This is a genomic window from Pseudonocardia sp. HH130630-07 (genome assembly GCF_001698125.1).
GTDB lineage: Bacteria > Actinomycetota > Actinomycetes > Mycobacteriales > Pseudonocardiaceae > Pseudonocardia.
In genome coordinates, this window is sequence record NZ_CP013854.1 from 2,379,303 (window position 1) to 2,402,636 (window position 23,334).

The 23,334-nt window shown below is 74.9% G+C and carries 20 protein-coding genes; 10 read left to right on the forward strand and 10 right to left on the reverse strand.

Translation table 11 applies throughout. The features are described 5' to 3' along the window. Nucleotides 1-26: 26 nt before the first annotated feature. The gene (locus tag AFB00_RS11520; protein WP_068797224.1) at nucleotides 27-452 is read left to right on the forward strand and encodes a CBS domain-containing protein; all 426 of its coding nucleotides are present in this window, start codon (nucleotides 27-29) and stop codon (nucleotides 450-452) included. Nucleotides 453-456: 4 nt separating this feature from the next. Here the strand turns inward: AFB00_RS11520 and lnt are convergent, their stop codons facing one another. The 3 genes from lnt to AFB00_RS11535 form a co-directional block, all read right to left on the reverse strand. After that, nucleotides 457-1,974 (reverse strand): apolipoprotein N-acyltransferase, encoded by a 1,518-nt coding sequence (gene lnt, locus AFB00_RS11525; protein WP_068797225.1) that lies wholly within the window; start codon nucleotides 1,972-1,974, stop codon nucleotides 457-459. 17 nt (nucleotides 1,975-1,991) lie between these two features. Continuing rightward, a complete protein-coding gene (gene mptB / locus AFB00_RS11530; protein ID WP_068797226.1) occupies nucleotides 1,992-3,443 on the reverse strand; it encodes a polyprenol phosphomannose-dependent alpha 1,6 mannosyltransferase MptB in 1,452 nt (483 codons plus the stop codon). Nucleotides 3,444-3,509: 66 nt separating this feature from the next. Further along, on the reverse strand, nucleotides 3,510-5,348 hold the full coding sequence (locus AFB00_RS11535) for an acyl-CoA dehydrogenase (RefSeq protein ID WP_068797227.1): 1,839 nt from the start codon (nucleotides 5,346-5,348) through the stop codon (nucleotides 3,510-3,512). A 259-nt stretch (nucleotides 5,349-5,607) separates the two neighbouring features. Here AFB00_RS11535 and AFB00_RS11540 point away from each other — a divergent pair, with 259 nt between their 5' ends. Next, a complete protein-coding gene (locus tag AFB00_RS11540) occupies nucleotides 5,608-6,804 on the forward strand; it encodes a peptidoglycan recognition protein family protein (protein WP_068797228.1) in 1,197 nt (398 codons plus the stop codon). Between the two features lie 60 nt (nucleotides 6,805-6,864). Here the strand turns inward: AFB00_RS11540 and AFB00_RS11545 are convergent, their stop codons facing one another. From AFB00_RS11545 to AFB00_RS11555, 3 genes are read right to left on the reverse strand one after another with little or no spacing between them, the layout of a single operon-like run. Then, nucleotides 6,865-7,218, reverse strand: coding sequence for a hypothetical protein (locus AFB00_RS11545; protein WP_068797229.1), 354 nt, complete (start codon nucleotides 7,216-7,218; stop codon nucleotides 6,865-6,867). Between the two features lie 3 nt (nucleotides 7,219-7,221). Further along, nucleotides 7,222-7,695 (reverse strand): DUF6247 family protein, encoded by a 474-nt coding sequence (locus tag AFB00_RS11550; RefSeq protein WP_068797230.1) that lies wholly within the window; start codon nucleotides 7,693-7,695, stop codon nucleotides 7,222-7,224. Nucleotides 7,696-7,714: 19 nt separating this feature from the next. After that, on the reverse strand, nucleotides 7,715-8,374 hold the full coding sequence (locus tag AFB00_RS11555) for an IspD/TarI family cytidylyltransferase (protein ID WP_197519825.1): 660 nt from the start codon (nucleotides 8,372-8,374) through the stop codon (nucleotides 7,715-7,717). Nucleotides 8,375-8,467: 93 nt separating this feature from the next. Here AFB00_RS11555 and AFB00_RS33970 point away from each other — a divergent pair, with 93 nt between their 5' ends. Both AFB00_RS33970 and AFB00_RS11565 read left to right on the forward strand, forming a co-directional pair. Then, nucleotides 8,468-11,158 carry a helix-turn-helix transcriptional regulator gene (locus tag AFB00_RS33970; protein WP_083275451.1) on the forward strand — a complete coding sequence of 897 codons (2,691 nt, stop codon included), beginning with the start codon at nucleotides 8,468-8,470 and terminating at the stop codon, nucleotides 11,156-11,158. A gap of 160 nt (nucleotides 11,159-11,318) precedes the next feature. Further along, entirely contained in the window at nucleotides 11,319-12,215 is an 897-nt protein-coding gene (locus tag AFB00_RS11565) for a CPBP family intramembrane glutamic endopeptidase (RefSeq protein WP_083275452.1), read from the forward strand. Here AFB00_RS11565 and AFB00_RS11570 read toward each other — a convergent pair. From AFB00_RS11570 to AFB00_RS11585, 4 genes are all read right to left on the reverse strand, one after another. After that, complete coding sequence (locus AFB00_RS11570) at nucleotides 12,212-13,696, reverse strand: dynamin family protein (protein WP_068797233.1); 1,485 nt, start codon at nucleotides 13,694-13,696, stop codon at nucleotides 12,212-12,214. The genes AFB00_RS11565 and AFB00_RS11570 overlap by 4 nt on opposite strands. Beyond that, nucleotides 13,693-15,537: a dynamin family protein gene (locus AFB00_RS11575; protein WP_068797234.1), complete on the reverse strand. Its 1,845-nt coding sequence runs from the start codon at nucleotides 15,535-15,537 to the stop codon at nucleotides 13,693-13,695. The genes AFB00_RS11570 and AFB00_RS11575 overlap by 4 nt, the downstream gene beginning before the upstream one ends. Before the next feature lie 194 nt (nucleotides 15,538-15,731). Further along, nucleotides 15,732-16,517, reverse strand: coding sequence for an IniB N-terminal domain-containing protein (locus AFB00_RS11580; RefSeq protein WP_068797235.1), 786 nt, complete (start codon nucleotides 16,515-16,517; stop codon nucleotides 15,732-15,734). Between the two features lie 116 nt (nucleotides 16,518-16,633). Beyond that, the gene (locus AFB00_RS11585; RefSeq protein ID WP_068797236.1) at nucleotides 16,634-17,449 is read right to left on the reverse strand and encodes a hypothetical protein; all 816 of its coding nucleotides are present in this window, start codon (nucleotides 17,447-17,449) and stop codon (nucleotides 16,634-16,636) included. Nucleotides 17,450-17,730: 281 nt separating this feature from the next. Between AFB00_RS11585 and AFB00_RS35595 the strand changes: the two genes are divergently transcribed. The 6 genes from AFB00_RS35595 (at nucleotide 17,731) to AFB00_RS11615 (ending at nucleotide 23,329) form a co-directional block, all read left to right on the forward strand. After that, on the forward strand, nucleotides 17,731-19,647 hold the full coding sequence (locus AFB00_RS35595) for an Hsp70 family protein (protein ID WP_068797237.1): 1,917 nt from the start codon (nucleotides 17,731-17,733) through the stop codon (nucleotides 19,645-19,647). Between the two features lie 259 nt (nucleotides 19,648-19,906). Then, nucleotides 19,907-20,293, forward strand: coding sequence for a hypothetical protein (locus AFB00_RS11595; protein ID WP_156819492.1), 387 nt, complete (start codon nucleotides 19,907-19,909; stop codon nucleotides 20,291-20,293). A gap of 61 nt (nucleotides 20,294-20,354) precedes the next feature. Next, the gene (locus AFB00_RS11600) at nucleotides 20,355-21,179 is read left to right on the forward strand and encodes a hypothetical protein (protein WP_068797239.1); all 825 of its coding nucleotides are present in this window, start codon (nucleotides 20,355-20,357) and stop codon (nucleotides 21,177-21,179) included. 10 nt (nucleotides 21,180-21,189) lie between these two features. After that, on the forward strand, nucleotides 21,190-21,912 hold the full coding sequence (locus AFB00_RS11605; protein ID WP_068797240.1) for an alpha/beta fold hydrolase: 723 nt from the start codon (nucleotides 21,190-21,192) through the stop codon (nucleotides 21,910-21,912). A 50-nt stretch (nucleotides 21,913-21,962) separates the two neighbouring features. Further along, nucleotides 21,963-22,301: an MmcQ/YjbR family DNA-binding protein gene (locus tag AFB00_RS11610; protein WP_068797241.1), complete on the forward strand. Its 339-nt coding sequence runs from the start codon at nucleotides 21,963-21,965 to the stop codon at nucleotides 22,299-22,301. A gap of 14 nt (nucleotides 22,302-22,315) precedes the next feature. Then, entirely contained in the window at nucleotides 22,316-23,329 is a 1,014-nt protein-coding gene (locus AFB00_RS11615; protein WP_083275453.1) for a ketopantoate reductase family protein, read from the forward strand. The last annotated feature ends 5 nt before the right edge of the window (nucleotides 23,330-23,334 follow it).

Below are 23,334 nucleotides of genomic sequence, written 5' to 3' on the forward strand. Positions count from 1 at the left end.
ACGACGCGGAGGGATCAGGGTACGCCATGCGGATCGCGGACGTTCTCAAGGGCAAGGGCAGCGCGGTGACGACCGTGTCACCGGACGAGTCCGTCGCCGAGGTACTGCGGCACATCGCCGAGGAGAACCTCGGCGCGCTCCCGGTGGTCGACGGCGACCGGATCGTCGGGATCGTCTCCGAGCGGGACGTGGTCCGCCGGCTGCACGCGCACGGCGAGGAGCTGCTGCGCTCCCGGGTGGCCGACCTGATGACGGCGGAGGTCGTCACCTGCTCGCCGGACGACGCGGTGGGCGACCTGGCCCGGATCATGACCGAGCGCCGGGTCCGGCACCTCCCGGTCGTCGTCGACGGCGCGCTGGCCGGGATCGTCTCGATCGGTGACCTGGTCAAGGCCCGGATCGACATGCTGGAGCAGGAGCGCGAGCAGCTGGAGAGCTACATCGCGCAGTAGCCCGTCACCCCTCGTCGGCCGGTGTGGTGCGGCGCCGTCGCCAGGCTCCGGCCGCGGCGGCGAGGAGCGCACCGAGCGCGAGGCCGTGCTCCAGCGGCCCGCCCCACCGGTCGGCGAGGGTGAGGTCCGAGCGCAGCGGCACCTGCTCGACGAAGCTCGTCGCGGTGTACATGTCGGTGGAGCGGACGACCGTCCCGTCCGGCCGGACCACCGCACTCACCCCGCTCAGCGCGGCGACGACGGCGGCCCGGCCGTGCTCGACCGCGCGCAGCCGGGCCATCGCGAGCTGCTGGTAGGTCATCTCCCCGACGCCGTACCAGGCGTTGTTCGTCGGGATGACGAGAAGCTGGCCGCCGTCGCGGACCCCGTCCCGCAGGACGTGGTCGTAGGCGACCTCGTAACAGATGCCGACGGCGACCCGGGTCCCCGCGACGTCCAGCACCCCGGGCCGGGTCCCGGCGCTCAGGTCGGACAGTCCGACGTAGGGCGTGACCAGCCCGGCGATCGGGCGCAGCGGGATGCGCTCGGCGAACGGGACCAGCTCCTGCTTGGCGTACCGCTCGCCGACCCCGGAGCCGGGGTTCCAGACGGCGACCGCGTTCTCCACCGCCTCGCCCGCCCGGTAGTAGGCCCCGATCAGGGCCGGGACGCCGAGCCCGTCGACGACCCGGTCGAGCACCGGGTCGTCGCCGTCGGTCGGTGTCGAGCTCTCCGGCCAGACCATCAGGTCCGGCCGCGGCTCGGTCCTGGCCCGCACGGCGCGCTCCAGCTCGGCGGTCTCCGCGAGGTGGTTGCGGCGCAGCGTCGCGCTCGCGTTCAGCAGGCCCAGGCCGATGTCCGGGGCGTTGCCCTGCACGACGGCGACCGCCCGGGTCCCGTTCTGCGCCTCGGTCGGGGGCTGCGGCACCACCAGGACCAGCGCCACCAGCGCGACGACCGGGACGGCCCGGCGCAGCTCCCGTGGCCGGATCAGCAGCGCCGCGACCGAGAACCCGGCCGCGACCACGGCCAGCGAGACCAGCGGGGCGCCCCCGACGGCGGCCAGCGGCAGGAACGGGCCCTCCACCTGGCCGAACGCGACCCGGCCCCAGGGGAAGCCGTTCAGCGGGAACCGGCTCTGCACCCACTCCTGCCCGACGTAGGCGAGCGCGCCCCACAGCGGCGCCGCGGGGAACCGGGACACCAGCGCGACCAGCACGCACCCGGCCGTCGTGAACACCGCCATCAGGGCGGAGAGCCCCACCCACGGCAGGACGCCGAACTCCCGGCCGAGGAAGTTCTGCAGCCACAACAGGTGCGGCAGGTAGAACCCGAGGCCGAACGCGAAGCCGAGCCCGGCCGCCGCCCGGATCCGGCGCCCCTGCAGCACCCACCACAGCAGGGCGAACGCGACGACCGCCGTCCACCACACCGTGCGGGGCGGGAACGCCAGGTGCAGGAGCACCCCGGCGGCCGCGGCCACCGCCACGCGGAGCAGTGGTGCCCCGAACCCCGAGAGCCGCCCGGCGGCCGTTGCGTCCACCCCGACAGCATGAACGTTCATCGATCGCCGGCGTGCGGCGGTGCCCGCTCCGCACGCCGCAGCACGAGGTGGGCGATCCCCGCGACGACGACCGCCGCGCCGTAGGCGAGGACCAGGTCGGGCACCCGGGCGGAGAAGTCACCGGCCGACGGCGGCACGGCCACCGCGAACACCGCGACGGCGCCGGCCGTCCACCGGCGGGCCCGGTCCCCGACGGCCGAGGCGAACAGCGGGACGGCCGCCCAGAGCACGTACCACGGCTGCACGACCGGCCCCAGCACGACGACGGCGGTGTAGACCAGCGCGAGCGTGCCGACCGGGTCGCGACGGCCCTGCCACTGCCGGACGAGCAGCAGCACGACGAGGAGCACGCTCACCACCGCACCGACCGTGCGGCCCAGCGCGAGCGTCCCGGCGGCGGCGCCGGGACCACCGAGGGCCCCCGCGGCGAACCCGGGCCAGTTGGTGGGTGCCATCCAGCTGCCGAGCCGGCCGGGCGTCGCCGTCGAGAGCAGCCAGCTCGTGGCCGACCCGGTCGCGCCGGAGACCGCCAGGGAGACCACGGTGACGACGGCGAGCGCACCGGCCCCGATCCCGAGGACGACGAGCGGCGCGTACCGGGCCCGGCGCTGCGGAGGCCGCGCGGCCGCGACCGCGATCACCGCCAGCGCGGCCGCCGCCGGGGCCTTGACCAGCGCCCCGAGCGTCACCAGTCCCACCCCGGCGGCGACCGGGCCGAACCGGCCGGTGTCGATCCCCCGCAGCGCGACGGCCAGGCCGCACAGCGCGAGCGCGAGCATCGGCCCGTCGTTGTGCACGCCGCCGAGCAGGTGCCACAGCACCAGCGGGTTCGCCGCGGCGAGCAGCAGGGCGCCCTCCCGGGCGATCCCGCACCGGGCGGCGAGCCGCGGGACGGCCCAGACGACACCGAGCACCGCGAGCACCCCGAGCACCCGGTGCAGGGCGACGGCGGCGGCGACGCCCTCGCCGGTGAGCACGGCGATCGCACCCTGCAGCGCGTCCGTGACCGGTCCGTACGGCGACGGCGTGGCCCGCCAGTGGCCGTCGACCTCGGCCAGCAGCGCGGACCCGGCGGGCAGCCCGTCGACCGGGCCGAGCACGTGCGGGTCCAGGCCGCGCGCGACGACGCCGCCCTGCGCGAGGTAGCTGAACACGTCCTTGCTGAACAGCGGCGGCGCCACCAGCAACGGTGCGGCCCACAGGGCGAGCGTGCGCACCGACCACCCGGGCGGCGGCACGGTCCCGCGCAGGACGGCGCGGGCCGCGACCCCCCAGGCGACGACCACCAGACCGACCCCGCAGCAGGCGACGGCGAGACCCGGTGGTGCCCACGCACCCGCCCGGACGACGGCCCAGCTGCCCGCGCACAGCAGGACCGCACCCACGAGGCCGACCAGGCGGACGACGCCGTCGACGGACGTGCGGTGGAGGCCAGCCGGCACCGTCATGATCCCGGATCCTGCCGGGCGGGCACGGCCGGTTCCGGGCCGGGGTGGACCCCGGCCCGGAGCGGGTCAGAACGCGGCTTCCGGCAGCTCCATCAGCGCGTTGTCGGCGTTCTCCACGATCGCCTTCTCCGCGGTCAGCCGGGGCAGCACGGTCCGGGCGAAGAAGCCGGCCACGCCGACCTTGCCCTCGTAGAACGCGCGGTCCTTGGCGGAGACGCCGTCGGTCCCCAGCGCGTCGAGCGCCACCGTGGCCTGGCGCAGCAGCAGCCAGCCGACGAGCAGGTCCCCGACCGCCATGAGCAGCCGGACGGTGTGCTGGCCGACCTTGTACAGCTCGGTGACGTCCTTGGTCGAGCCGTAGAGGTAGCCGGTCAGCGTGCCGAGCATCCCCTGCACGTCGGTCAGCGCGGTGCGCAGGAGCTCGCGCTCCTCCTTGAGCCTGCCGTTGCCGGCGTCGGAGTCGACGAACGCCTGCACCTCGCCGGCGACGTGGGCCAGCGCCTGCCCGTTGTCCCGGACGATCTTGCGGAACAGGAAGTCCTGGGACTGGATCGCGGTGGTGCCCTCGTACAGCGAGTCGATCTTGGCGTCGCGGATGTACTGCTCGATCGGGTAGTCCTGCAGGAAGCCGGAACCGCCGAGGGTCTGCAGCGACTGGATCAGCTGCTCGGTGGCCCGCTCCGAACCGACGCCCTTGACGATCGGCAGCAGCAGGTCGTTGACCTTCTCCGCCAGCTCGGTGCTGATCCCGGCACCCTCGCCGCCGAGCCGGATCCGGTCCTGGAAGGTGGCCGTGTAGGTGTACAGGGCCCGCAGACCCTCGGCGTACGCCTTCTGCAGCATCAGGCTGCGCCGGACGTCCGGGTGGTGGGTGATGCTGACCCGCGGCGCGGTCTTGTCCGTCATCCGGGTCAGGTCGGCCCCCTGGACCCGCTCCTTGGCGAACTCCAGCGCGGTCAGGTACCCGGTCGACAGCGTCCCGATGGCCTTGGTCCCGACCATCATCCGGGCGTACTCGATGACCTGGAACATCTGTGCGATGCCGTCGTGGACCTCGCCGAGCAGCCAGCCCACCGCCGGGGTGCCGTGCGCGCCGAAGGTCAGCTCGCAGGTGGTGGACGCCTTGAGGCCCATCTTGTGCTCGACGTTCGTCACGAAGGCGCCGTTGCGCTCGCCCGGCTCGCCGGTCGTGGAGTCGAAGTGGAACTTCGGCACCAGGAACAGCGACAGGCCCTTGGTGCCGGGCTTCGCGCCCTCGGGCCGGGCCAGCACCAGGTGCATGATGTTCTCGGTGAAGTCCTGCTCGGCCGAGGTGATGAAGCGCTTCACGCCCTCGACGTGCCAGCTGCCGTCGGGCTGCTGGACGGCCCTGGTCCGGCCGGCCCCGACGTCGGACCCGGCGTCCGGCTCGGTCAGCACCATGGTGGCGCCCCAGCCGCGGTCGATCATCAGCTGCGCCCAGCGCTGCTGCTCGTCGGTGCCGTTGCGGTGCACGATGCCGGCGAAGTTCGGCCCGGCCATGTACATGAAGATCGCCGGGTTGGAGCCCAGGATCAGCTCGGCCGCCGCCCACTGCACCGACGGCGGGACGCCCATCCCGCCCAGCTCGTTCGGCAGCCCGAGCCGCCACCACTCGCCGTCCCACAGCACGCGGTAGGCGTCCTTCAGCTCCTGCGGGGTGCTGACCGAGTGGGTCGCGGGGTCGAACACCGGCGGGTTGCGGTCGATCGTGGCGTAGTGCTCGGCGAGCGGGCCGGTGCACACCGACGACAGCTCGGAGAGCACGCCCTTGGCCGTGTCGACGTCGACGTCGGCGAACGGGCCGGTCCCCAGATGCTCCTGGATCCGGAACACCTCGAAGAGGTTGAACTCCAGGTCGCGCACGTTGCTCTTGTAGTGGCCCATCCGTCCTTCACCGCCGTTCCCGCCGAGGCCGGTCTGCTTACCGGCCGGTAACCGACTCCAGAGTATTACTCGTCGGTAACCACGGCAAGGGTGGCCGTGCCGCCCGGCGCAGTGACCCCTGCGGGTGACGGGCGCGCCCGGCGCGCCGCCGTTGGAATCGGGGGGAGCGATTCAGAATCGCCCACGACGCACGGGGCTGCCGTGACGTCTGTGACTGAGGTGGCGTCCGTTGCGGACGCTCCCGGAAGGACGGTGCGCGATGGGGACACCCGGCGAGCACACCGACCCCGGGGACGGTGCACCCCCGGCCGGGTCGTGGCGGCCGAACCGGCGCCGGCTGCTGGTCACCGGGGCCGCCGCCGGCCTTGCGGTGCCGGCCCTCGGCGGAACGGCGCACGCGGCGCCGCCCCCGGTGACCGACGAACCGGGCCCGCTGCCCCGCGTCCCGGGACCGGACGACGTGCCGGGCCCGGTCGGCCGGGGCGAGGCGGCCCGCGCCCCGTACATCGCGCGGTGCGCGGAGTGGGGCGCCCGCCCGCCGTCGTCGCCGCCGAAGATCTGGGACCGGCGGCCGATCCGCATCCTCGTGCACCACACGGCGGGTGCGAACACCCCGGACTTCAGCATCCCGGCCGCGCACCGGATGGCCCGCGGCATCCAGGCCCACCACATGGACCGCAACGGCTGGCTGGACTCCGGACAGCACTTCACGATCTCGCGCGGCGGGCACGTCCTGGAGGGACGGTTCCTGAGCCTGGGCGAGCTGAACGGCGGCCGGCGGGTGGTGGAGGGGGCGCACTCCCCCGGCCAGAACGTGATCGCGATCGGGATCGAGAACGAGGGCACCTACATCTCCGAGGACCCGCCCGGACCGCTGTGGGACTCGCTGCGGGCGACCTGCGCCTACATCTGCGCGCAGTACGGGATCGCCCCCAGCGAGCTCTACGGGCACCGGGACTACCGCAACACGATCTGTCCCGGCGACCGGCTCTACGGGCAGCTGCCCCGGCTCCGGCGGGAGGTCGGCGACCTGCTCGGCCGCCGGCTGTCCCGGACCGAGGCGGTCAAGGCGAGCTGGCCGCTGCTGCGGGCGGGTGACGAGGGCCCGCGGGTCGAGGCCGCCCAGCTCCTGCTGCGCGACGCCGGTGCGCTGTCCGGGAAACCGGACGGGCGCTACGACGACCGCACCCGGTCCGCCGTCACCGAGTTCCAGGTCGCGCACCGCGCCGACGACGCCAACGGCCTGCTGGGCGGCGAGTCCTGGCCGGAGCTGGCCCGCACGGTGCAGGTCGGCAGCGGCGGCGACGCCGAACGGGCCGTCGAGCTGCTGGCCGCACACTCCGGCACGGAGAGCGTCCCCGACACCGTCGACCACCCGGTCTGGCAACGCCTCCTGGGCACCGGCGGAACCCCCGCCCCCACCGCCGAGGACCCGCCGGGCGCCCGCGACCGCTGACGCGCTCCGTCCCGGCGTGCGACACGCGTCGCGCGGGGTGCGGCACGCCGGGGAACGGGCTCAGCCGGTCGCCTTCGGGTGCCGGGTGGAGGCGGCGACCACCCAGACGACGCGCCGCGCCGGATCGGGGCAGTACCAGATCCGACCGCCCGCGGTGACCTCGTACTGCCACTGGCCGAGCTCCCGGCCGCCGATCGTGCGGGTCGCGAGGCCGCCACGCAGACGGTGCTGACGGGACGGGTTCTGCGGGGTGTCGGGACGCTCGGTCAGCACGACCCAGGCCTCCCACGTGTTCGGCCGGGCGACCCGGCACAGATCCTCCCAGCCCTTGGCGGCCTCCGTCGTGGCGAAGCGGGCCTCCCATCCGTGCGGACCGGCCGGCGGAGCGATCCGGTCCCCTCGCTCGGCGGCCACGGATCACTCGCCCTCCGGGGCCGGGACCGCTCCGAAGTCGGAGTCCAGGCCGATGTCGTCGAGGGAGACGGCGAGGTCGGCGGCCAGTGCCGGATCGGCGTGGATCGACGCGGTCGCCCGCCACTCCTGGACGACCTGGGCGAGCACCGCCCAGCGCCCGAGCTCGGCCGATGCGGCCACCGCCCTGACGAAGTCGGCGACGAAACGACGGCGGTCGGTCTCGGGGAGTACGTCCACCCACGGGAACTCCTCGACGAGGACAGCGACCCCCTGCTCTCCCGGCAGGTGCACCAGGGCGTTGCGCAGTGCCCGGGCGGCGCTGACCGCGCCCACGGCGGCGGCGTCGGCGCTCTCCTCCCGGAGCAGGAGCAGGGGTGCGCCGTCGCGGCGGCGCACCCGGACCTCGCCCTGGTCGGCCAGCGCAGCGACACCCTTCGGGTCACGCTGCAGTTCGCTCCACTGCACCTCGGTCGTCACGGCCCAATTCTGAACTTTTTCAGAAGTCATCGCAAGGAACGGCCAGCCGCCGGACGACGGCCAGGTCCTCCTCCGTCGCGACGTGCAGGTTCCCGGGGTCCCCGGCGACCGTCACCACCCGGTGCCCGAGCGCGGCGAGCATCCCCGAGTTCTCGACCGGCCGGGGCGCGTCGGCGTGCGCGGCCCGCAGCACCCCCGCGCGGAACGCCTGGGGTGACTGCGCGATCCAGGTGTCGTCCTTCGGCAGGGTCTCGACCACGACGCCGTCGAGCACCCGTTGCACGACCTCCAGCATCGGCACCACCGGGACCGCCCCGTCGGCGCCCGCCCGGACCTCGGCGATCGCGTCGGTGAAGATCCGGTCCGCGGCGAGCGGGTGCGCCGGGTCGGCGAGCACCAGGATCCCGGCCGACCGCGGGACGACGGTCAGCCCGGCCCGCAGCGACGCCGACTGGTGGTCCCCGCCCTCGGCGAGCCGGTCCACCGGCTCGCCGTCCCACACCACACCGGGCGGCAGCACCAGCGCGACCCGGTCGCAGGTCCGCCGGGCGGCGGCGACCGTGTGGTCCACCAGGCGGATCCCGGCGAGCTCGTCGAGCTGCTTGAGCCGCCCGTAGCGGGTACCGCGGCCACCGGCGAGGACGATCGCCCACACCTCGTCATCCACAGGTTCATCCACAGTGGTGATCCTGCCCGGACCCGGGCAGTTCCCGTCAGTCGCACCCGATACGCTCGGTCACCGGCGATCCAGGGACCGTGAGGAGGCCCGGGAGTGGGCGCAGCAGCACCGGCCGGCACCGCACCGGCCACCGGCGCGACCGGGGACGGTCCGCTCGCCGGCGGGCCCGAGTCCGTCGCCCTGCTCCGTGCGGTCACCGGAGATCCGGCGGCCCCCCGCGCGGTCGCCGTCAGCGGCCCCGCCGGATCGGGGAAGACCACCGTGCTCCGGGCGCTCGCCGCGGCCTGGGCGGGCTCCGGGGCCGAGGTCGTGCGGACGGTCCCGGCCGGGCACCCGGACCCGGCGGCCGTCCTGGTGGTGGACGACGCCCACGACCTGGACGCCGCCGGGCTGGACCGGCTCCGGGCGCACGCGGAGGAGCCGGGTGTGCGGATGGTGGTCGCGTTCCGGCCGTGGCCGCGCGAGCGGGGCCTCGCCCGGCTGGGTGCGACGCTCGCCGCGAGCGCCCCGCCGCTGGTGCTCGGGGCACTGACCGCCGCCGGGGTCGAGGCGCGGGCCGCCCGGGTCACCGGCCGCCGGATCCCCGACGACGACGTCCGCGCCGTCCTGGAGCGGACCGCCGGTTCCCCGATGCTCGTCGACCGGCTGCTCGCGTCCGGCACGACCCGGGGCCCGGTCCCCGCGGCGCTCGCCGAGCAGATCGGCTACACCGTCGACTCCGAGGACCGCCGGGTCGTCGACCTGGTCGTCGCGACCGCGCTCGGCGCCCCGTCCGACGGCGAGGTCCTGGTCCCGCTGCTGGGTCTCTCCGACGGCGCCGGGTCCGGTGTCGACGAGCTGGACGAGCTGGTCGCCCGCGCGGTGGCCGCCGGCCTCTGCACCCCGGACGGCCGGGTCGTCCCGCTGGTGGCCGAGGTCGTGCGGGCCCGGGTCGCCCCGGCCCGCCGGACCGAGCTGCGCCGCTCGCTCGCCGAGATCGAGCTGGACCGGGGCGGCAGCGTGCTGGCCGTGGCGCGGCTGCTGCGCGGGTCCGGCGCCACCGGCGAGCGGGCCGCCGCGGTGTTCGCCGCCGCGGCCGCGGAGGCCGGTCGCCGCGAGCACCCGGACGCCGTCCGGTACTACGCCGACGCCGTCGCCGCGGGAGCAGCGCCGCTCACACTGGCCGCCCGCCGCTCGGCGGCGCACCTCGTCGCCGGGGACCTGGACGGCGCGCTCGCGCACGCCGACGAGGTGCTGTCGGCGACCGACGCCGTCGAGCCGGAGGACGCGGTCCGAGCGGGCGCGGTGGCCGCCGCCGTCCTCGCCCGGCGCGGCCTGCTGGCCCGCAGCGCCGAGCTGTACCGCTGGACGGCAGCGGTCGGCGGCGAGCACCCGCCGGCCGCCGCGGTGCCCGTGCTGATCGGGACCGGCGCGCTCGACGAGGCCGCCGCCGTCGTCGGCCGGGCGGGCGGGATCGTGCCGGGCCGGGCACCGACGCTCGTCGACGGCGCCGACGATCTCACCGCCCGCGGCGTGCTGGACTCGGTGCAGGGATCCCCGACCGCAGCGCTGTCCGGACTGGCCAGGGCGGCCGGGTTGCTGGAGAGCGCGCACGGTGCGGCCCTGCTCCCGGACACCCCGGCCGCGCTCGCCGCGCTCGTCGCGGTGCACACCGGGGAGTTCGACGTCGCGTCCTCGGTGCTGGGCCGGGCGTTGCGCACCGGTCTGGGCGGCCCACCGGCGCGGTCCCGGCACCGGCTGCTGCTGGGCTGGATCGCGTTGCTGCGCGGGGCCACCGTCCCGGCGGCCGACTGGCTCGCCGCGGTCGACGAGGACAGTGTCGAGCGTCCGCTGGAGCCGCGCGACGAGTTCCTCGCCGCGGCCCTGCAGGTGGCGATCGCCCGCCGCAACTCCGACCTCGGCGGGCTCATGCGGTCCTGGACCAGGGCCCGGCAGGCGATCGTCCGGCACCCGGTCGACCTGTTCGTGCTGCAGCCGCTCGGCGAGCTGGTCACGGCCGCGACCCGGCTGCGGGAGGAGAGCTGGGTCGCGCCGCACCTCGGCGAGGCGACCGCGCTGCTGGACCGGCTCGGCCGTCCGGCGCTGTGGTCGGCGCCGCTGCACTGGGCCCGGCTGCAGGCCGCCGTGCTGACCGACGACGTCGGCACCGCCCGGGAGCAGACCGCGGCCCTGGAGGGTGCTGCGGGCGGCAGCCGGTTCGCGCACGCCATGGCCACCGCGGCGCCGCACTGGGTCGGGGTGCTGGAGAACCGGGTGGACCCGGTCGCGGTCGAGGAGGCGGCCCGCGGGCTGCACGCCGTCGGGCTGTCCTTCGACGGCGGGAAGCTCGCCGGGCAGGCGGCGCTGCGGACGGCGGACCGCAAGGCGGTCTCGACCCTGCTGGCCTGCGCACGGGCGTTGCAGGCCGCGGCCGCGGACGTCCGTCCCGCACCGACCGCCGAGCCCGCGCCCGACGGTCCCGCGGAACCGGGTGGACCCGGCGGGACGGCCGTGCCGGTCGTCCCGGAGGTGCCGGCGACCCGTGCCCCGCAGGACGGGCCGGTTGGCAACGGGCCGGCTCCGGAGGCCGGTGCCGAGCAGCCGTCGCTGCTGTCGGACCGGGAGCTGGAGGTCGCCGAGCTCGTCGTGCAGGGGCGCACCCAGAAGGAGATCGGCGAGACGCTGTTCATCTCGGCGAAGACGGTCGAGCACCACGTGGCGCGGATGCGCCAGCGCCTCGGTGCCGGGAGCCGCAGCGAGCTGCTCGACGAGCTGCGCCGCATCCTGAACGACCGCCGGGCCTGAGCGGTGCCCGCGCCTCCCCTCGCCGTCCCTGCCCCTGCCCCCGCCCCTGCCCCTGTCCACTCATGGAGCTTCGGCCTCGTGTCACCGGGCCGAAGCTCCATGAGTGGAGGAACGGGGGTGTGAGGTGGTGAGTGCACCGGTGGGGCTTCCGTATCACCGGATGGCCCGTCTGGAGCAGCGCACGGGGACCTGGTGGCGTCCGCTCACGACGGTCGCGGTGGTCGCCGGGCTGCTGCTGGCGGCGGGGATCGTCGTCGGGCTGGTCTTCGGCGTCGTCCTGATCACCGTGCCGGGCGTCCCCTCGCCGTCGGCAATGCTGGACGACGCGCGCAACCCGGTCGACATGGCGATCCTCTTCGGACCGCTGGCGCTGCTGGTCCCGGCCGTGGTGCTCGGCGTGCGCTGGGGCGGTGGCCGGCGCGGCACCGTGCACTCGGTCGACGGCCGGGTGCGCTGGTCGCTGCTGCTGCGGGCGGCCGCAGTCGTCCTCCCGGCCTGCCTGGTCCTGCAGTGGGGCCTGGCGCTGCTGCTCGACCCGCCGGACCCGGGGGTGCTGCGGTTCGACTCCCCGGCGGTGCTGGCGCTGGTCATCGGGATCGTGCTGGTCCCGCTGCAGTGCGCGGGCGAGGAGTACGCCTTCCGCGGGCTCCCGCAGCAGGTGCTCGGCACCTGGCTGCGCTCGCCGGTGTGGGGGATCGTGCTGCCGGTGCCGCTGTTCATGGCCGGGCACGGCTACGACTGGGTCGGCCAGGTCGACATCGCCGTGTTCGCGCTCTGCACGGGGTTCCTGGTGTGGAAGACCGGCGGCCTGGAGCTCGCGATCGTCGCGCACACCGGCAACAACCTGGCGGTGGTGACCATGACCCCGGCGTACCCGACGTTGCTGGAGCAGGGGGAGATCGACCCGGCGGCGCTGCTGACCTCGGTACCGACCACGCTCGTGCTCACGGCCGGGCTGTCGCTGTGGGTGTCGCGCCGCCACGGGATCGGCCTGCTGACGCCGCTGCGCGGGTCCGGGAGGATCCACCCGGCCCCGGCGATCGCCCCGGTCGGCTAGTGCGGCGCGGGATGCTGCGCCGGTGCCGCGAGCAGCCCCTCGCAGGAGCGGACGACGATCCGCGCCGCCTCCGCCGAGGCCCGCCCGGTCAGCGGGCTCTCGGCCCGCCGCCGCCAGCGGCGCAACGCCTCGGCCGCCGCGTCGTGGACCTCGCGCGGGCCGACGCCGTCGTCCAGGCCGAGCCGGGCCGCGACCGACCCGCCGTCGCCGCCCAGCAGCCGCTCGGCGTCGACGAGTGCCTCCGGCGGGAACACGATCTTCCCGGCCCGCAGGTCGGCCAGCGCCCTGAGCTCGACGAACTCGTGCGCCCCGGCCAGGATCCGCTCGACCTCGGCCCGCAGCGCCGCCGTCGCCGGGCGGGGCTCGCGGGTCAGCACGAGGTCCACCGCGAGCAGCGCGGAGCGCGACTTCAGCAGGTCCCGCCGCTCGGCGAACTGGGTGTCCAGCACCCCGCGCAGCTCGTCGAGCCCGGACCGGCGGACGAGCTCGTCGGCCAGCGCCGTCGGGTCCGTCACGCCCTGGCGGATCAGCGTGCTCGCCAGCCGCACGCCGAACAGGCCGAAGCGGTCCAGCAGCCGCACCCGGGTCGCGGAGTCGGGCCGGTCCAGCTCGCTGCGGCCGAACCGGTCGGCCGAGAGCAGCAGCGCCTCCACGTCGGCCCGGGGCAGCGCGGCCAGCTCGGAGAGCGCCACGAACTCGTCCTGGCGCAGGGTCCTGGCCGTCTCGGCGACCAGCCCGGCGACCGCGACGACGGTCTGGCACAGCCCGCGCAGCTTGTCGTCACCGCGGTAGCGCCGGGCGATCCGGCGGGCCGAGGTGAGCGCGTCGAGCCGGCCGACGCCGATCTCGTCGGCCCGGGACAGGACCGCGATCGTGTTGACCGGCGTCGCGCGGGCCACGCCCCGGTCGTGGAAGGACTCCAGGAACCGCACGTCACCGGCGTGCAGGTGGCGCATCAGGTAGACGACCGCGTCCGCCGGTGACGGGGAGTCCTCCGGGGTGAGGAACTCCCCGGCCCTGGCCGAGGTGTCCGCGGTCAGCGAGGCGATGCCCGGGGTGTCGATCAGGTTGGTGTGCCGCAGGTGCTGCGACGGCCAGTCGACCAGCAGCCGGTCGACGCTCTCCACCGGCGTGCCCTGCAGGTCGATCCGCAGCGCGCCGTCGCGGCGGGCCAGGGTGAGCGGGCGCTCGCGCTGCGCCGGGTCGCGCATCCGCATCCGCACCCCGGGGGCCGGTGCGTCGGCGTACCAGGTGACGATCCGGGTGCACTCGCCCGCGTCGGTGGGCGCGATCCGCTCGCCGACCAGCGCGTTGAGCAGGGTCGACTTCCCGGCCTTCACCTTGCCGGCGATCGCGACCCGCAGCGGCTCGTCGAACCGGTCCAGGTGGTGCCGCAGCCAGCCCGCGGCCTGCGGGGAGTCGCCGTAGACGGTGAGCGCGTTGCGCAGCAGGGCGCGGGTCTGCTCGGTCAGCGCGCTCATGCCCTGGCCCCCGGGGACTGTGCGGACTGTGCGGACTCGGCGGTCTCCGGCACCACGGCCAGCGTCCGGGCCCGCTCCGACAGCTCGTCGACGCGCTTCAGCTCGGCCTCCAGGTCGGCCACCCGCTTCTGCCGGGCGGCGTCGTCCTTCACGGCGGTCTGCGCGGCCGTCACCGACTCCTTCAGCGACTCCGAGAGCTCCTCGGCCAGCGTCGTGAAGTGGTCGCGCAGCTCGCGCTGGATCTGCCGCAGGTTGTCCCGGGAGTCCTTGCCGACCTGGAAGGTCACCTCGTCGATGTGCCGGCGGACCGCCGTCTTCGCGTCGGCCTGGCGGCGTTGCTTCAACCGCTTCTTCTCGTCGTGCACGGTCTTCGCCCCGAACAGCAGGCCCGCGCCGATCGAGAGCGGGTTGAGCAGCAGGAACCCGGCGAACGTGGACGCGAGCCCGAACATCAGCAGGCCGCCGTAGCCGCCGCGCATGCCCACGAACAGGGTCTGGCCGAAGCCGAACTTCTCGCCCTCGGGCATCTCCAGGGTGTCGACCTTGCCGGCCACCGCACCCCCGGCGATCCGCAGCTCGGGCAGCTGGACGTCGATGTCGGAGGCGAAGTGCTCGGCCACCTGCTCGGCCAGCCAGCGGGCCCGCTCGGTCGTCCACACGAAGTTCTGCGCCACGGCGTGCGAGACCTGCTTGTGGAACCACTCGGAGAACTGTTCCCAGATGTCGGCCGGGTCCGCGTCCTCGAGGAGCTGCTCGGCGTCCCGGGAGACGGCGCGCAGCCGGTCCCGCAGGTCGTAGTCGATGTCGGCGATGAGGTCCGCGACGCCGTCGTTCAGCGTGGTCTGCCAGCGCGCCGACCGCTGCCGCAGCGCGTCCACCCTGGCCCGGGCGGCCTGCAGGTCCTCGGCGAGCGCGGTCGCCTTCTCCGGGTCGTTCTGCGACATCAGCTCGGCGCGCATCGTCGAGCCGAGCGCCTGGCAGGTGACCAGGACGTCCTGGCTGGTGGAGCGCCGGCTCAGCTCGTCGGCCCGGGAGACGACCTTGCGCAGCAGGAACCCGACCAGCGCCTGGAAGCCGGACTCGGCGATCAGGTCCAGGTCCTGGGTGCGGGCGGCGTGCAGGCGCAGCGCCGAGGACACCGGGAGCACCTCCGCGGAGATCCCGGCGTCGGCGAGGTGCCGCTCGTCCAGCTCGACGATCCGGCGCCAGTGCGGGTAGAGGTCGGTCTTGGTCACCGCGCACGCGACGTTCGGGCAGAGCTTCCGGGCGGCCTGCAGGAACTCGATCTCCGGCGCGGTGTACTCCTGGCTGGCGTCGGAGACCAGCAGCACCGCGTCCGCGGTGGGCAGCGCGGACATCGTCGCGGCGCCGTGCGCGGAGCCCAGACCCCCGACGCCGGGGGTGTCGACGAGCACCAGGCCGCTCTGCAGCAGCTTGCGGGGCAACGTGACCTCGGCGCGGGTCAGCCCGGCACGGTTGCCGGGGTTGCCGCCCTCGGAGACGTGGTCGGCGAGCTTCTCCATCGGGACCTGGGTGCGCTCGGCACGCTCGCCGCCGTCCTGTTCCCGGACCAGCGTCACCGCGGAGTCCTCACCGAACCGCACGAGGGTCGGGACGGCGGTGGCGATGTCGTCGTCCACCGGGCAGACCGAGGCGTTGACCAACGCGTTCACGAGCTGGCTCTTGCCCTGCTTGAACTCGCCCACGACGAGCACCCGCACGGCGGGGTCGGTGAGCCGCGCCTTCGCGGCCTGCAGCCGCGGCGCGAGGTCCGGGCGGTCGTAGGCGGTGACCGCCTTCAGCGCGAGGTCGACCAGACCGACCGCCTCCGGTACCGCCACGTGTGCCAGGCCCCCTCGTCACGACCGCGCCGGCGCCCACGGGGGACACCGGCGCCGTGCGTCTCGCCGTGTCGCTGTCATGGATACACGAACGCCATCGGCCCTGGTCGCCCACGGGTGGGTGACCAGGGCCGATGGGCCGTACGGTCCACGGTCGGTACTCCCGGACGGAGCAGTCCGACCGGTCGTCGACTCTAGAGCGCGACGTCCGCCGACACGTCGTTGTGCGAGAGCGTGTCGGTGTGGGTCTCGCTGTTGTCGGTGACCGTCGAGTCGTTGTCCTGGCTGGAGTCCTCGTTGTAGGAGTCCGAGATGTCGGTCGAGGTCTCGGTCGTCGTCTCGGAGTCGTTGTAGGAGTCCGTCGCGTCGTTCGAGCCGGTCGCGTCGCCACCGGTGGAGACGGCCGAGCCGTCGTCCGCGGCGATGTCGCCGGTCCGGGTCGCGTCGCCGTCACCGAAGGCGATCGTGTTGTCGTCGCCCTTCACCACGTCGTTGTCGTCGCCGACGATGTTGTCGTCGCCGGTGGTGATCGTGGAGTCGGAGATGTCCCCGCCCGCCGCCACCGAGCCGTCGCCGGACGCGACGACCGAGTTGGTGTCGATGTCCTGGTTGAAGTCGCCGCCGCCGGTGTCGATGTTCTGGTTGATCGAGTTGTCGACGATGGTGTCGCGGTCGTCCACGTTGTACGTGTAGTGGTTGTTGGTCACGTACTTGTCGATGTACTTGACCGGGTCCTCACCGTGCACGACGGGCGGCGGCGGCGGGGTGTGGTGGCCACCGCCGGTGTTGTAGTCCCGGTCGAACGACACGTCGTCGTTGTCCTGGGCCAGGACGACCGCGTCCCGGACGTCCTCGGCGGAGACGTCGGACAGGCCGCAGCGGGCGAGCAGGCCCTGCGGGTCGTCCTTGAACTCGGCCAGCGCCTTGGGGTCCTTGAGCAGGTCAAGGATGAACTGGATCAGCGACTTCTCGACGGACATCGAACTCTCCTCGGAAAGGGTGCCGTCGCGCTGTTCCGGCGACGGAGGGCGGGTGGGGCGGGGAGGTCACCGGGCCGGGGGCGGCCGGCCCGGTGACCTCGATCAGCAGGTGCCGATCAGGCGTCGACGCCGAGGTCGACCGAGTTGTGCGAGCCGATGTCGGTGTGCGACTCGCTGTTGTCGGTGAACGACGAGTCGTTGTCCTGGCTCGAGTCCTGGTTGTACGAACCGTCGATGTCGGTGTCGACGGTGGTCTTCTCGGTGGTCTCGTTGAACGAGTCCTCGGCGTCGTGCGAGCCGGTCGCGTCGCCGCCGATGGAGACCGCGGAGCCGTTGTCGGCGGAGATGTCGCCGGTCCGGGTCGCGTCGCCGTCACCGAAGGCGATGGTGTTGCCGTTGCCGGAGGCCACGTTGTTGCCGTCGCCGACGATGTTGCCGTTGCCGGTGGTGATCGTCGAGTCGTCGATGTCGCCACCCGCGGCCACGGCGCCGTCGCCGGAGGCGGTCACCGAGTTGGTCTCGATGTCCTGGTCGAAGTCGCCACCGCCGGTGTCGACGTTCTGGTTGATCGAGTTGTCGACGATGGTGTCGCGGTCGTCGACGTCCGAGGTGTGGAAGTGGTCCGTGACGTGGACCTTCTCGTGGACGGCGGACTCCTTGCCGCCCTCCTTGCCACCCTCGTGGCCACCGCCGCGGCCCCAGTCGAAACCGGTGTCGTAGCTGCGGTCGAAGGACACGGTGTCGTTGTCCTGGGCGATCAGGACGGCGTCCTGCACGTCCTCCGCGGTCAGGTCACCGAGACCGAAGTGGTTGAGCGCCGCCTGCGGGTCCTTCTCGAACCAGTCGCGGACCTGGATGTTCTCGTCCTTGTCCGGGCCGAGGCCCAGCAGCATGCGGACGAACTCGATGAGTGTCACGTCGTTGTCGGCCATGTCGACCTCCGGGTCTTCGTCGGTGACCGGTCCGCCGGGGGCAGCGGCCGGTGTCGAGTTCGAAAGTTAGGGGCGCCGGCCGGTCCGGCCATCGGGGATCGCTCCGGGTCCGTACGGGGGCCGTTAGGGGATCGGTCCCCCGCCCGACCCGCTGTGCGGCACGGGGTTAACGCGACCGGCCCCGGCACCGATGAGAACCGGGAGGGGTGCTGTCGCGCGGTGCGCGCACACCCATCAGGAGCGGCGGGTCGGGGGGATTCGGCGCCTACCGGAGGAGGGACATGTCCTACCTGCTCGGGATCGACCTGGGCGCCACCTCGGTGACCGCCGCGATGCTGCACGACGGGGTGTCCGAGGTCCACGCGCTGCCCGCCGTCCTCGTCGCCACGCCCACCGGTGACCTCCTCTGCGGTGAGCTCGCGCACCGCAGGGCACCGGCCGATCCGGACCGCGTCGCCCGCGGCTTCCTCGACCGGGTCGGCGACCCGACCCCGCTCTCGCTCGGCGGCGTCGCGTACCGGGCCGAGGACCTGTGCGCCCGCCTGGTCCGCTACCTCGTCGACGAGGTCGCCGAGCGCCGCGGGGAACCGCCGGCGCGGATCGGGGTCAGCCACCCGGTGGCCTGGGGCCGGCACAAGCGCGACCTGCTGGCCGCGGCACTGGACCGGCGCGGCCTGACCGTGTCGCTGGTCGCCGCGCCGCAGGCCGTGGCGCTGGCGCACCGCGGCGAGGTCCCGGGCGCGCGCCCGCTCGCCGTCGTCGACCTGGGCGGGACCGGCGCGACCGCGACGGTGCTGAGCCCGGCGGGTGCCGGTGCGCTGCCCGCGGTCGCCGGGCGCAGCTCCACCTGCCGGACCGGCGGCGCCGACGTCGACGACGCGGTGTTCGCCTTCGTGCGCGGTGCGACCCCGGAGCTGGCGGCGGCGTTCGACGCGCTCGACACCGACGACCCCCGGGTACTGGCGGCGCTGGCCGCCCTGCGCGACGACTGCCGGGCGGCGAAGGAACTGCTCTCCAGCAGCACCGTCGCCACCGTCCGGGTGGCCCTGCCCGGGATCCGGGTCCCGGTCCGCCTGCACCGCTCCGACCTGGACGAACTGGCCCGCCCGCTGCTCGAACCGGTGGTCGGCCCGATCGAGGACGCCCTCGCCGTCGCCCCGGACGCCGACCTGCTCCTGACCGGTGGTGCCGCGCGGATGCCGGTCGCGGTCCAGGTGCTCTCCGCGGCTCTGCGCCGCCCGCTCGCGGTGGCCGCCGACCCGGTGCACGGCGCCGCCCGCGGTGCGGCGCTCGCGGTGTCCCCCGGCCCGGCGTCCTGGCCCGGAACCCGGATCGAGCCGATCCGGGACGGGAACGGCCCCGCTCCGGCCGGGCGTCCGCGCGGGGTCACCGGCCCGCACGCCGCACCCGGCGGCCGTTCCGGGGTGGCGCTGCTCGACGCGTCGACCGGGCCGGCGCCGTCGGTGCCCGCCCCGCGGCGGCCCGTCGCCGCGCCGCCGGCCACCCGGGCGTCCAATCCGGCAGCTCCGGCGGGAACCCGGGCGCTCGCCACAGCCGTGCCGGCGCCGCGGGCCCCGTTCCCGGAGCGCCCGGTCCCGCAGACCGTCGTGACCCGGGACGCCGGACCGGCCGCCGCACCCCGCAGCCGGCAGCGGATCCTGATCGGGGCCGGTGGGCTCCTGGGAGCCGCCGCCGTCGCCGGGGCGCTGCTGTTCTGGCCCGCCCAGGAGACCCTCGGGGAGCTGCGCGCGGCCCCGACGCTGCCGGCCACCTCGGTCCCGGCGCCGGCCCCGGTGGCCCCGGCCGCCGACGCCCCGGCCGATCCGGCCCCGGCGACCGCGTCCGGCGAGGCCGACGAGCGGGCCCCGCGGTCGGCTGCGTCCTCCGGCGGTTCGGGCGGCGCCCGGGACACCGCTCCGGCGCCGGCCGCCCCCCGTCCGGGCCCGGCGGCCCAGCCGCCCGCACCGGCGGTCGTCCCGCCGCCCGCGCCGGTCCCCCCGGCGTCGTCCCCGGCGCCGGTCGAGCCGTCGGTGCCCGTCACCCCGGAGAGCCCGGCTCCGACCGGGCCGGAAGGCGACCAGGACCAGGGATCGACGACCGGACCGACCCCGACCGCCGGTAACACCCCGGCCCCGTCGACGTCGACCGCGCCGGTGACCCCGGCCACCCCGGCGTCGGCGACGAACACCCCCGCATGACCACGGATCACCCGCTGCGCTGCACCGACAGCGGCGAGTGACCCCCACCCCGCCCGGCACACGGCCGGGACGGGATGATTCGGACCGCCGGGCCGGCGTGGAACCGGGAGCCCCCACGCCGGCTCGGCCCCTTCCCCGGGGCGACCGACGCCCACGACGGCGCCCGAAGGTGTGTGTCGCGTCCTGCACGGACCCGCGGCCCCGAGGTGGTAAAACCACTGTGACCACTGGGGTGGCCGGGGCGCGAGGGGAGCACGTGGTGACGCGGTTGGCGGGGGCGGTCGTCGGGATGGCGGCGGTGGCGCTGGTGCTGGCGTACCTGGTGTTCGGGTGGCCGGTCCTGGTCGTCGGCGGGCCGCTGCTCGTCGGCGTCGCGGTCACGGTCCTCGTGCTGGTGCTCACCGAGCGCCCGCGGGCCCTGCTCCGGCAGCGCCGCAGCGCCGAGACCGTCGTCTCCCCGTGGCGCAGCGCCGCCGAGCGCGCGGGACGCGCCGAGCGCGGTGCCGTCCTGCACGCTCCGGCCGATGCCGGCGTGGGCGGGCTGATGAGCGGGTTCTTCGAGGTGAGCCCGCAGCCGTCGGTACTTCCCGAGCAGCGGTCCGCGCCGCTGCCGGACGCCCGCCCGGCGAGCGCGCGGCAACGGTAGGCGAGAATCGGACGGTGACGATCTCCGCCGCCGCCCGGTCGCGACCCCCCCGGGACCGCACGTGCTGATCGGCATGGTGTTCGCCGTGCTGGCGATGCTGTGCAGCACGGTCGCCGCGATCCTGCAGGCCGACGCGGCGAACCAGGGTGGCCGGACCACCGCGGTGCTCGCCCGTCCCCGCTTCGTCGGCGGGATCGGGATGGACATCGTGACCTGGCTCTGCATGGTCGTCGCGCTGCAGCACATCCCGATCTTCGCGGTCCAGGCCACGCTGGCCGGGGCGATCGCGATGACCGCCCTCTACGCCCGCTACGCCAGGGGCGAGTGGCTGCGCCCGGTGCACCGGCTCGCGATCGGGGCCAGCGTGCTCGGGCTCGCGCTGGTCGCCGGCAGCGCCGGGACCGAGCGCAAGGAGGCGCTGAGCGGGCACGGCACCACGGTCGCGGTCCTCGTCGGCGCGCTCGTCCTGCTCATGATCGCGACGCTGGCGACGAACCGGCAGACCAGGCCGTGGCCGTCGGCGGTGCTGGCCGGGCTCGGCCTCGGCGGCGGGTCCGTGTGCATCCGCGCGATGCACGTGTCGGACGGCTTCTCCGTCTCCGGCCTGCTGGCCGAGCCGCTGGTCTACCTGCTGCTGGGGATGGCGGTGACCGGCCTCTACAACTACGCCCGAGCGCTGCAGCTCGGCGACATCTCGACGGTGACCGCGCTCTACATGGTCGTGCAGGTCGTGGTGCCCGGGATGGTCGGCATCACCCTGCTCGACGACACGGTGCGCCCCGGGTTCACCCCGATGCTGCTGCTGGGGCTCGCCCTGGTCGTCTACGGCACCGCCGTCCTGGCGCGCCGCCGTCCGGAGCGGCGGAGCCCCCCGCGGGTATCCTAACGTCGCGCCCATGGCCACGTTCGAGCGTCCGGGTGTCTCGCTGCACTACGAGGAGCGGGGTGGCGGCTTCCCCGTCCTGCTGATCGCCCCGGGCGGGATGCGCTCGACGATCGAGGCGTGGGGCAACGCCCCGTGGGACCCGATCGAGCACCTCGCCGGCCGGTACCGGGTGATCGCGATGGACCAGCGCAACGCCGGTGCGTCGACCGCCGAGGTGCACGGCACCGACGGCTGGTCCACCTACACCGCCGACCAGCTCGCGCTCCTCGACCACCTCGGCGTCACCGAGTTCGCGGTGCTCGGCATGTGCATCGGCGGGTCGTACGTCGCGAGCCTGCTGGCCACCGCGCCGGAGCGGGTGCGGGCGGCCGTCACGCTGCAGCCGATCGGCCGGGCGGACAACCAGCACCTGTTCGAGGAGCGGTTCGACGACTGGCGGGCCGCCGTCGAGGCGGAACGCCCCGGCCCGCCGGACGCCGAGTGGGCGTCGTTCCGGGCGAACATGTTCGGCGGTGGCGGGATGCTCTTCTCCGTCCCGGACGAGGCACTGGCCCGGTTCACGACGCCGTGGCAGGTGCTGGCCGGCGGTGACCGGTTCCATCCCGAGGCGGTATCCCGGCGGATCGCCCTGCTCGCCCCCGGTGCCGAGCTGGTCGAGCAGTGGAAGGAGCCGGAGCACGTCGAGGCCGGGAAGGCCGCGGTGGACCGGTTCCTCGCCGCCCGTCTGGGCTGAGCTCCGGTTCGTCCACGACGCCGCGGGCCCGGACCGCGCAGGATGGACCCGTGCCGGACTGGGACGACGTCGTGGGTATCGGATCGGGGCTGCCGGAGGTCGAGGAGTCGACCTGGTACCGGACCCCGTCGCTGAAGGTGCGCGGGAAGGGCTTCGTCCGGCTGCGCACCGAGAGCGACGACCTGCTCGTGGTGATGTGCTCGCTCGAGGAGAAGGAGGCGCTGCTGGCCTCCGGCGACCCGGCCTTCTCCACCACCGCGCACTACGACGGCCACGGGTCGATCCTGGTCGACCTCGAGCGCGTCGATCCGCAGCAGCTCGCCGAGCTGGTCGAGGAGGCCTGGCGGCGCAAGGCTCCGGCAGCGGTGGTGCGCCGGCACGACGGCTGAGCGAGGATGCCGGTGTGCGCTACGTGGTGATCGGGGCAGGAGCGGTCGGCGGGACCATCGGGGCCCGGCTGCACGGGGCCGGCCGGGAGGTGGTGCTGATCGCCCGCGGCCCGCACCTGGCGGCGCTGCGGGAGCACGGACTGCGGCTGGAGACCCCGGACGGGCCCCGGACCTACCCGGTGCCGGCGGCCGCCGCGGTGTCGGAGATCGACTGGCGGCCCGACGACGTCGTCGTGCTGGCGGTGAAGTCGCAGGACACCGGGCCGGTACTGGAGACGCTGGCCGGGGTGGCGCCGCACGTCACGATCGTGTGCGCACAGAACGGCGTCGCCAACGAGCGCACCGCGGCCCGGCGGTTCGACCGGGTGCAGGCCATGCTGGTGATCCTCCCGGCCGAGCACTACGAGCCGGGGGTGGTGATCGCCTCGTCGTCGCCGACGCCGGGGATGCTCGACGTCGGGTGCTGGCCGTCCGGGGTCGACGCCACCAGCACCGCCGTCGCCGCCGATCTCACGGCCGCCGGGTTCTCCTCGCACACCGACCCGGCGGTGATGGACGCGAAGTACGGCAAGCTGCTCACCAACCTGGGCAACGCCGTCGACGCGATCTGCGGGTTCGCCGACCCGGACGCCGCCCGGCTGGTCGAGGCGGCCACCGCGGAGGGGACGGCCTGCTACACCGCCGCCGGGATCACCGCCCGGACCGGCGACGACGACCGCGTCCGCCGCGAGGGCATCCTCACCGAGCGGCCGGTGGCCGGGCGGAGCCGGCAGGGCTCGTCGTCCTGGCAGAGCCTGCGCCGGGGCAGCGGCTCGGTCGAGGCGCGCTACCTCAACGGCGAGATCGTGGCCCTCGGGGCGGCCCACGGCGTACCGACCCCGGTCAACGCGGAGCTGCTGCGCGTGGCCGAGGAGATGGCCGCCGCGGGCGAACCCCCCGCCTCCCGCCGCGGCGCCACTCTCCTCCCCACCCCCCGCCGTTCCACTCATGGAGCTTCGGCCTCGCGACACGAGGCCGAAGCTCCATGAGTGGA

Excerpts from the sequence above, each read along its gene's own strand:
- AFB00_RS11540 (WP_068797228.1), top strand. The coding sequence starts at position 5,608 with ATGGGGACACCCGGCGAGCACACCGACCCCGGGGACGGTGCACCCCCG.
- AFB00_RS11520 (WP_068797224.1), top strand. The coding sequence starts at position 27 with ATGCGGATCGCGGACGTTCTCAAGGGCAAGGGCAGCGCGGTGACGACC.
- AFB00_RS11570 (WP_068797233.1), bottom strand. The coding sequence starts at position 13,696 with ATGAGCGCGCTGACCGAGCAGACCCGCGCCCTGCTGCGCAACGCGCTC.
- AFB00_RS11585 (WP_068797236.1), bottom strand. The coding sequence starts at position 17,449 with ATGGCCGACAACGACGTGACACTCATCGAGTTCGTCCGCATGCTGCTG.
- AFB00_RS11580 (WP_068797235.1), bottom strand. The coding sequence starts at position 16,517 with ATGTCCGTCGAGAAGTCGCTGATCCAGTTCATCCTTGACCTGCTCAAG.
- AFB00_RS11535 (WP_068797227.1), bottom strand. The coding sequence starts at position 5,348 with ATGGGCCACTACAAGAGCAACGTGCGCGACCTGGAGTTCAACCTCTTC.
- AFB00_RS11605 (WP_068797240.1), top strand. The coding sequence starts at position 21,190 with ATGGCCACGTTCGAGCGTCCGGGTGTCTCGCTGCACTACGAGGAGCGG.
- AFB00_RS11565 (WP_083275452.1), top strand. The coding sequence starts at position 11,319 with ATGGCCCGTCTGGAGCAGCGCACGGGGACCTGGTGGCGTCCGCTCACG.
- AFB00_RS35595 (WP_068797237.1), top strand. The coding sequence starts at position 17,731 with ATGTCCTACCTGCTCGGGATCGACCTGGGCGCCACCTCGGTGACCGCC.
- mptB (WP_068797226.1), bottom strand. The coding sequence starts at position 3,443 with ATGACGGTGCCGGCTGGCCTCCACCGCACGTCCGTCGACGGCGTCGTC.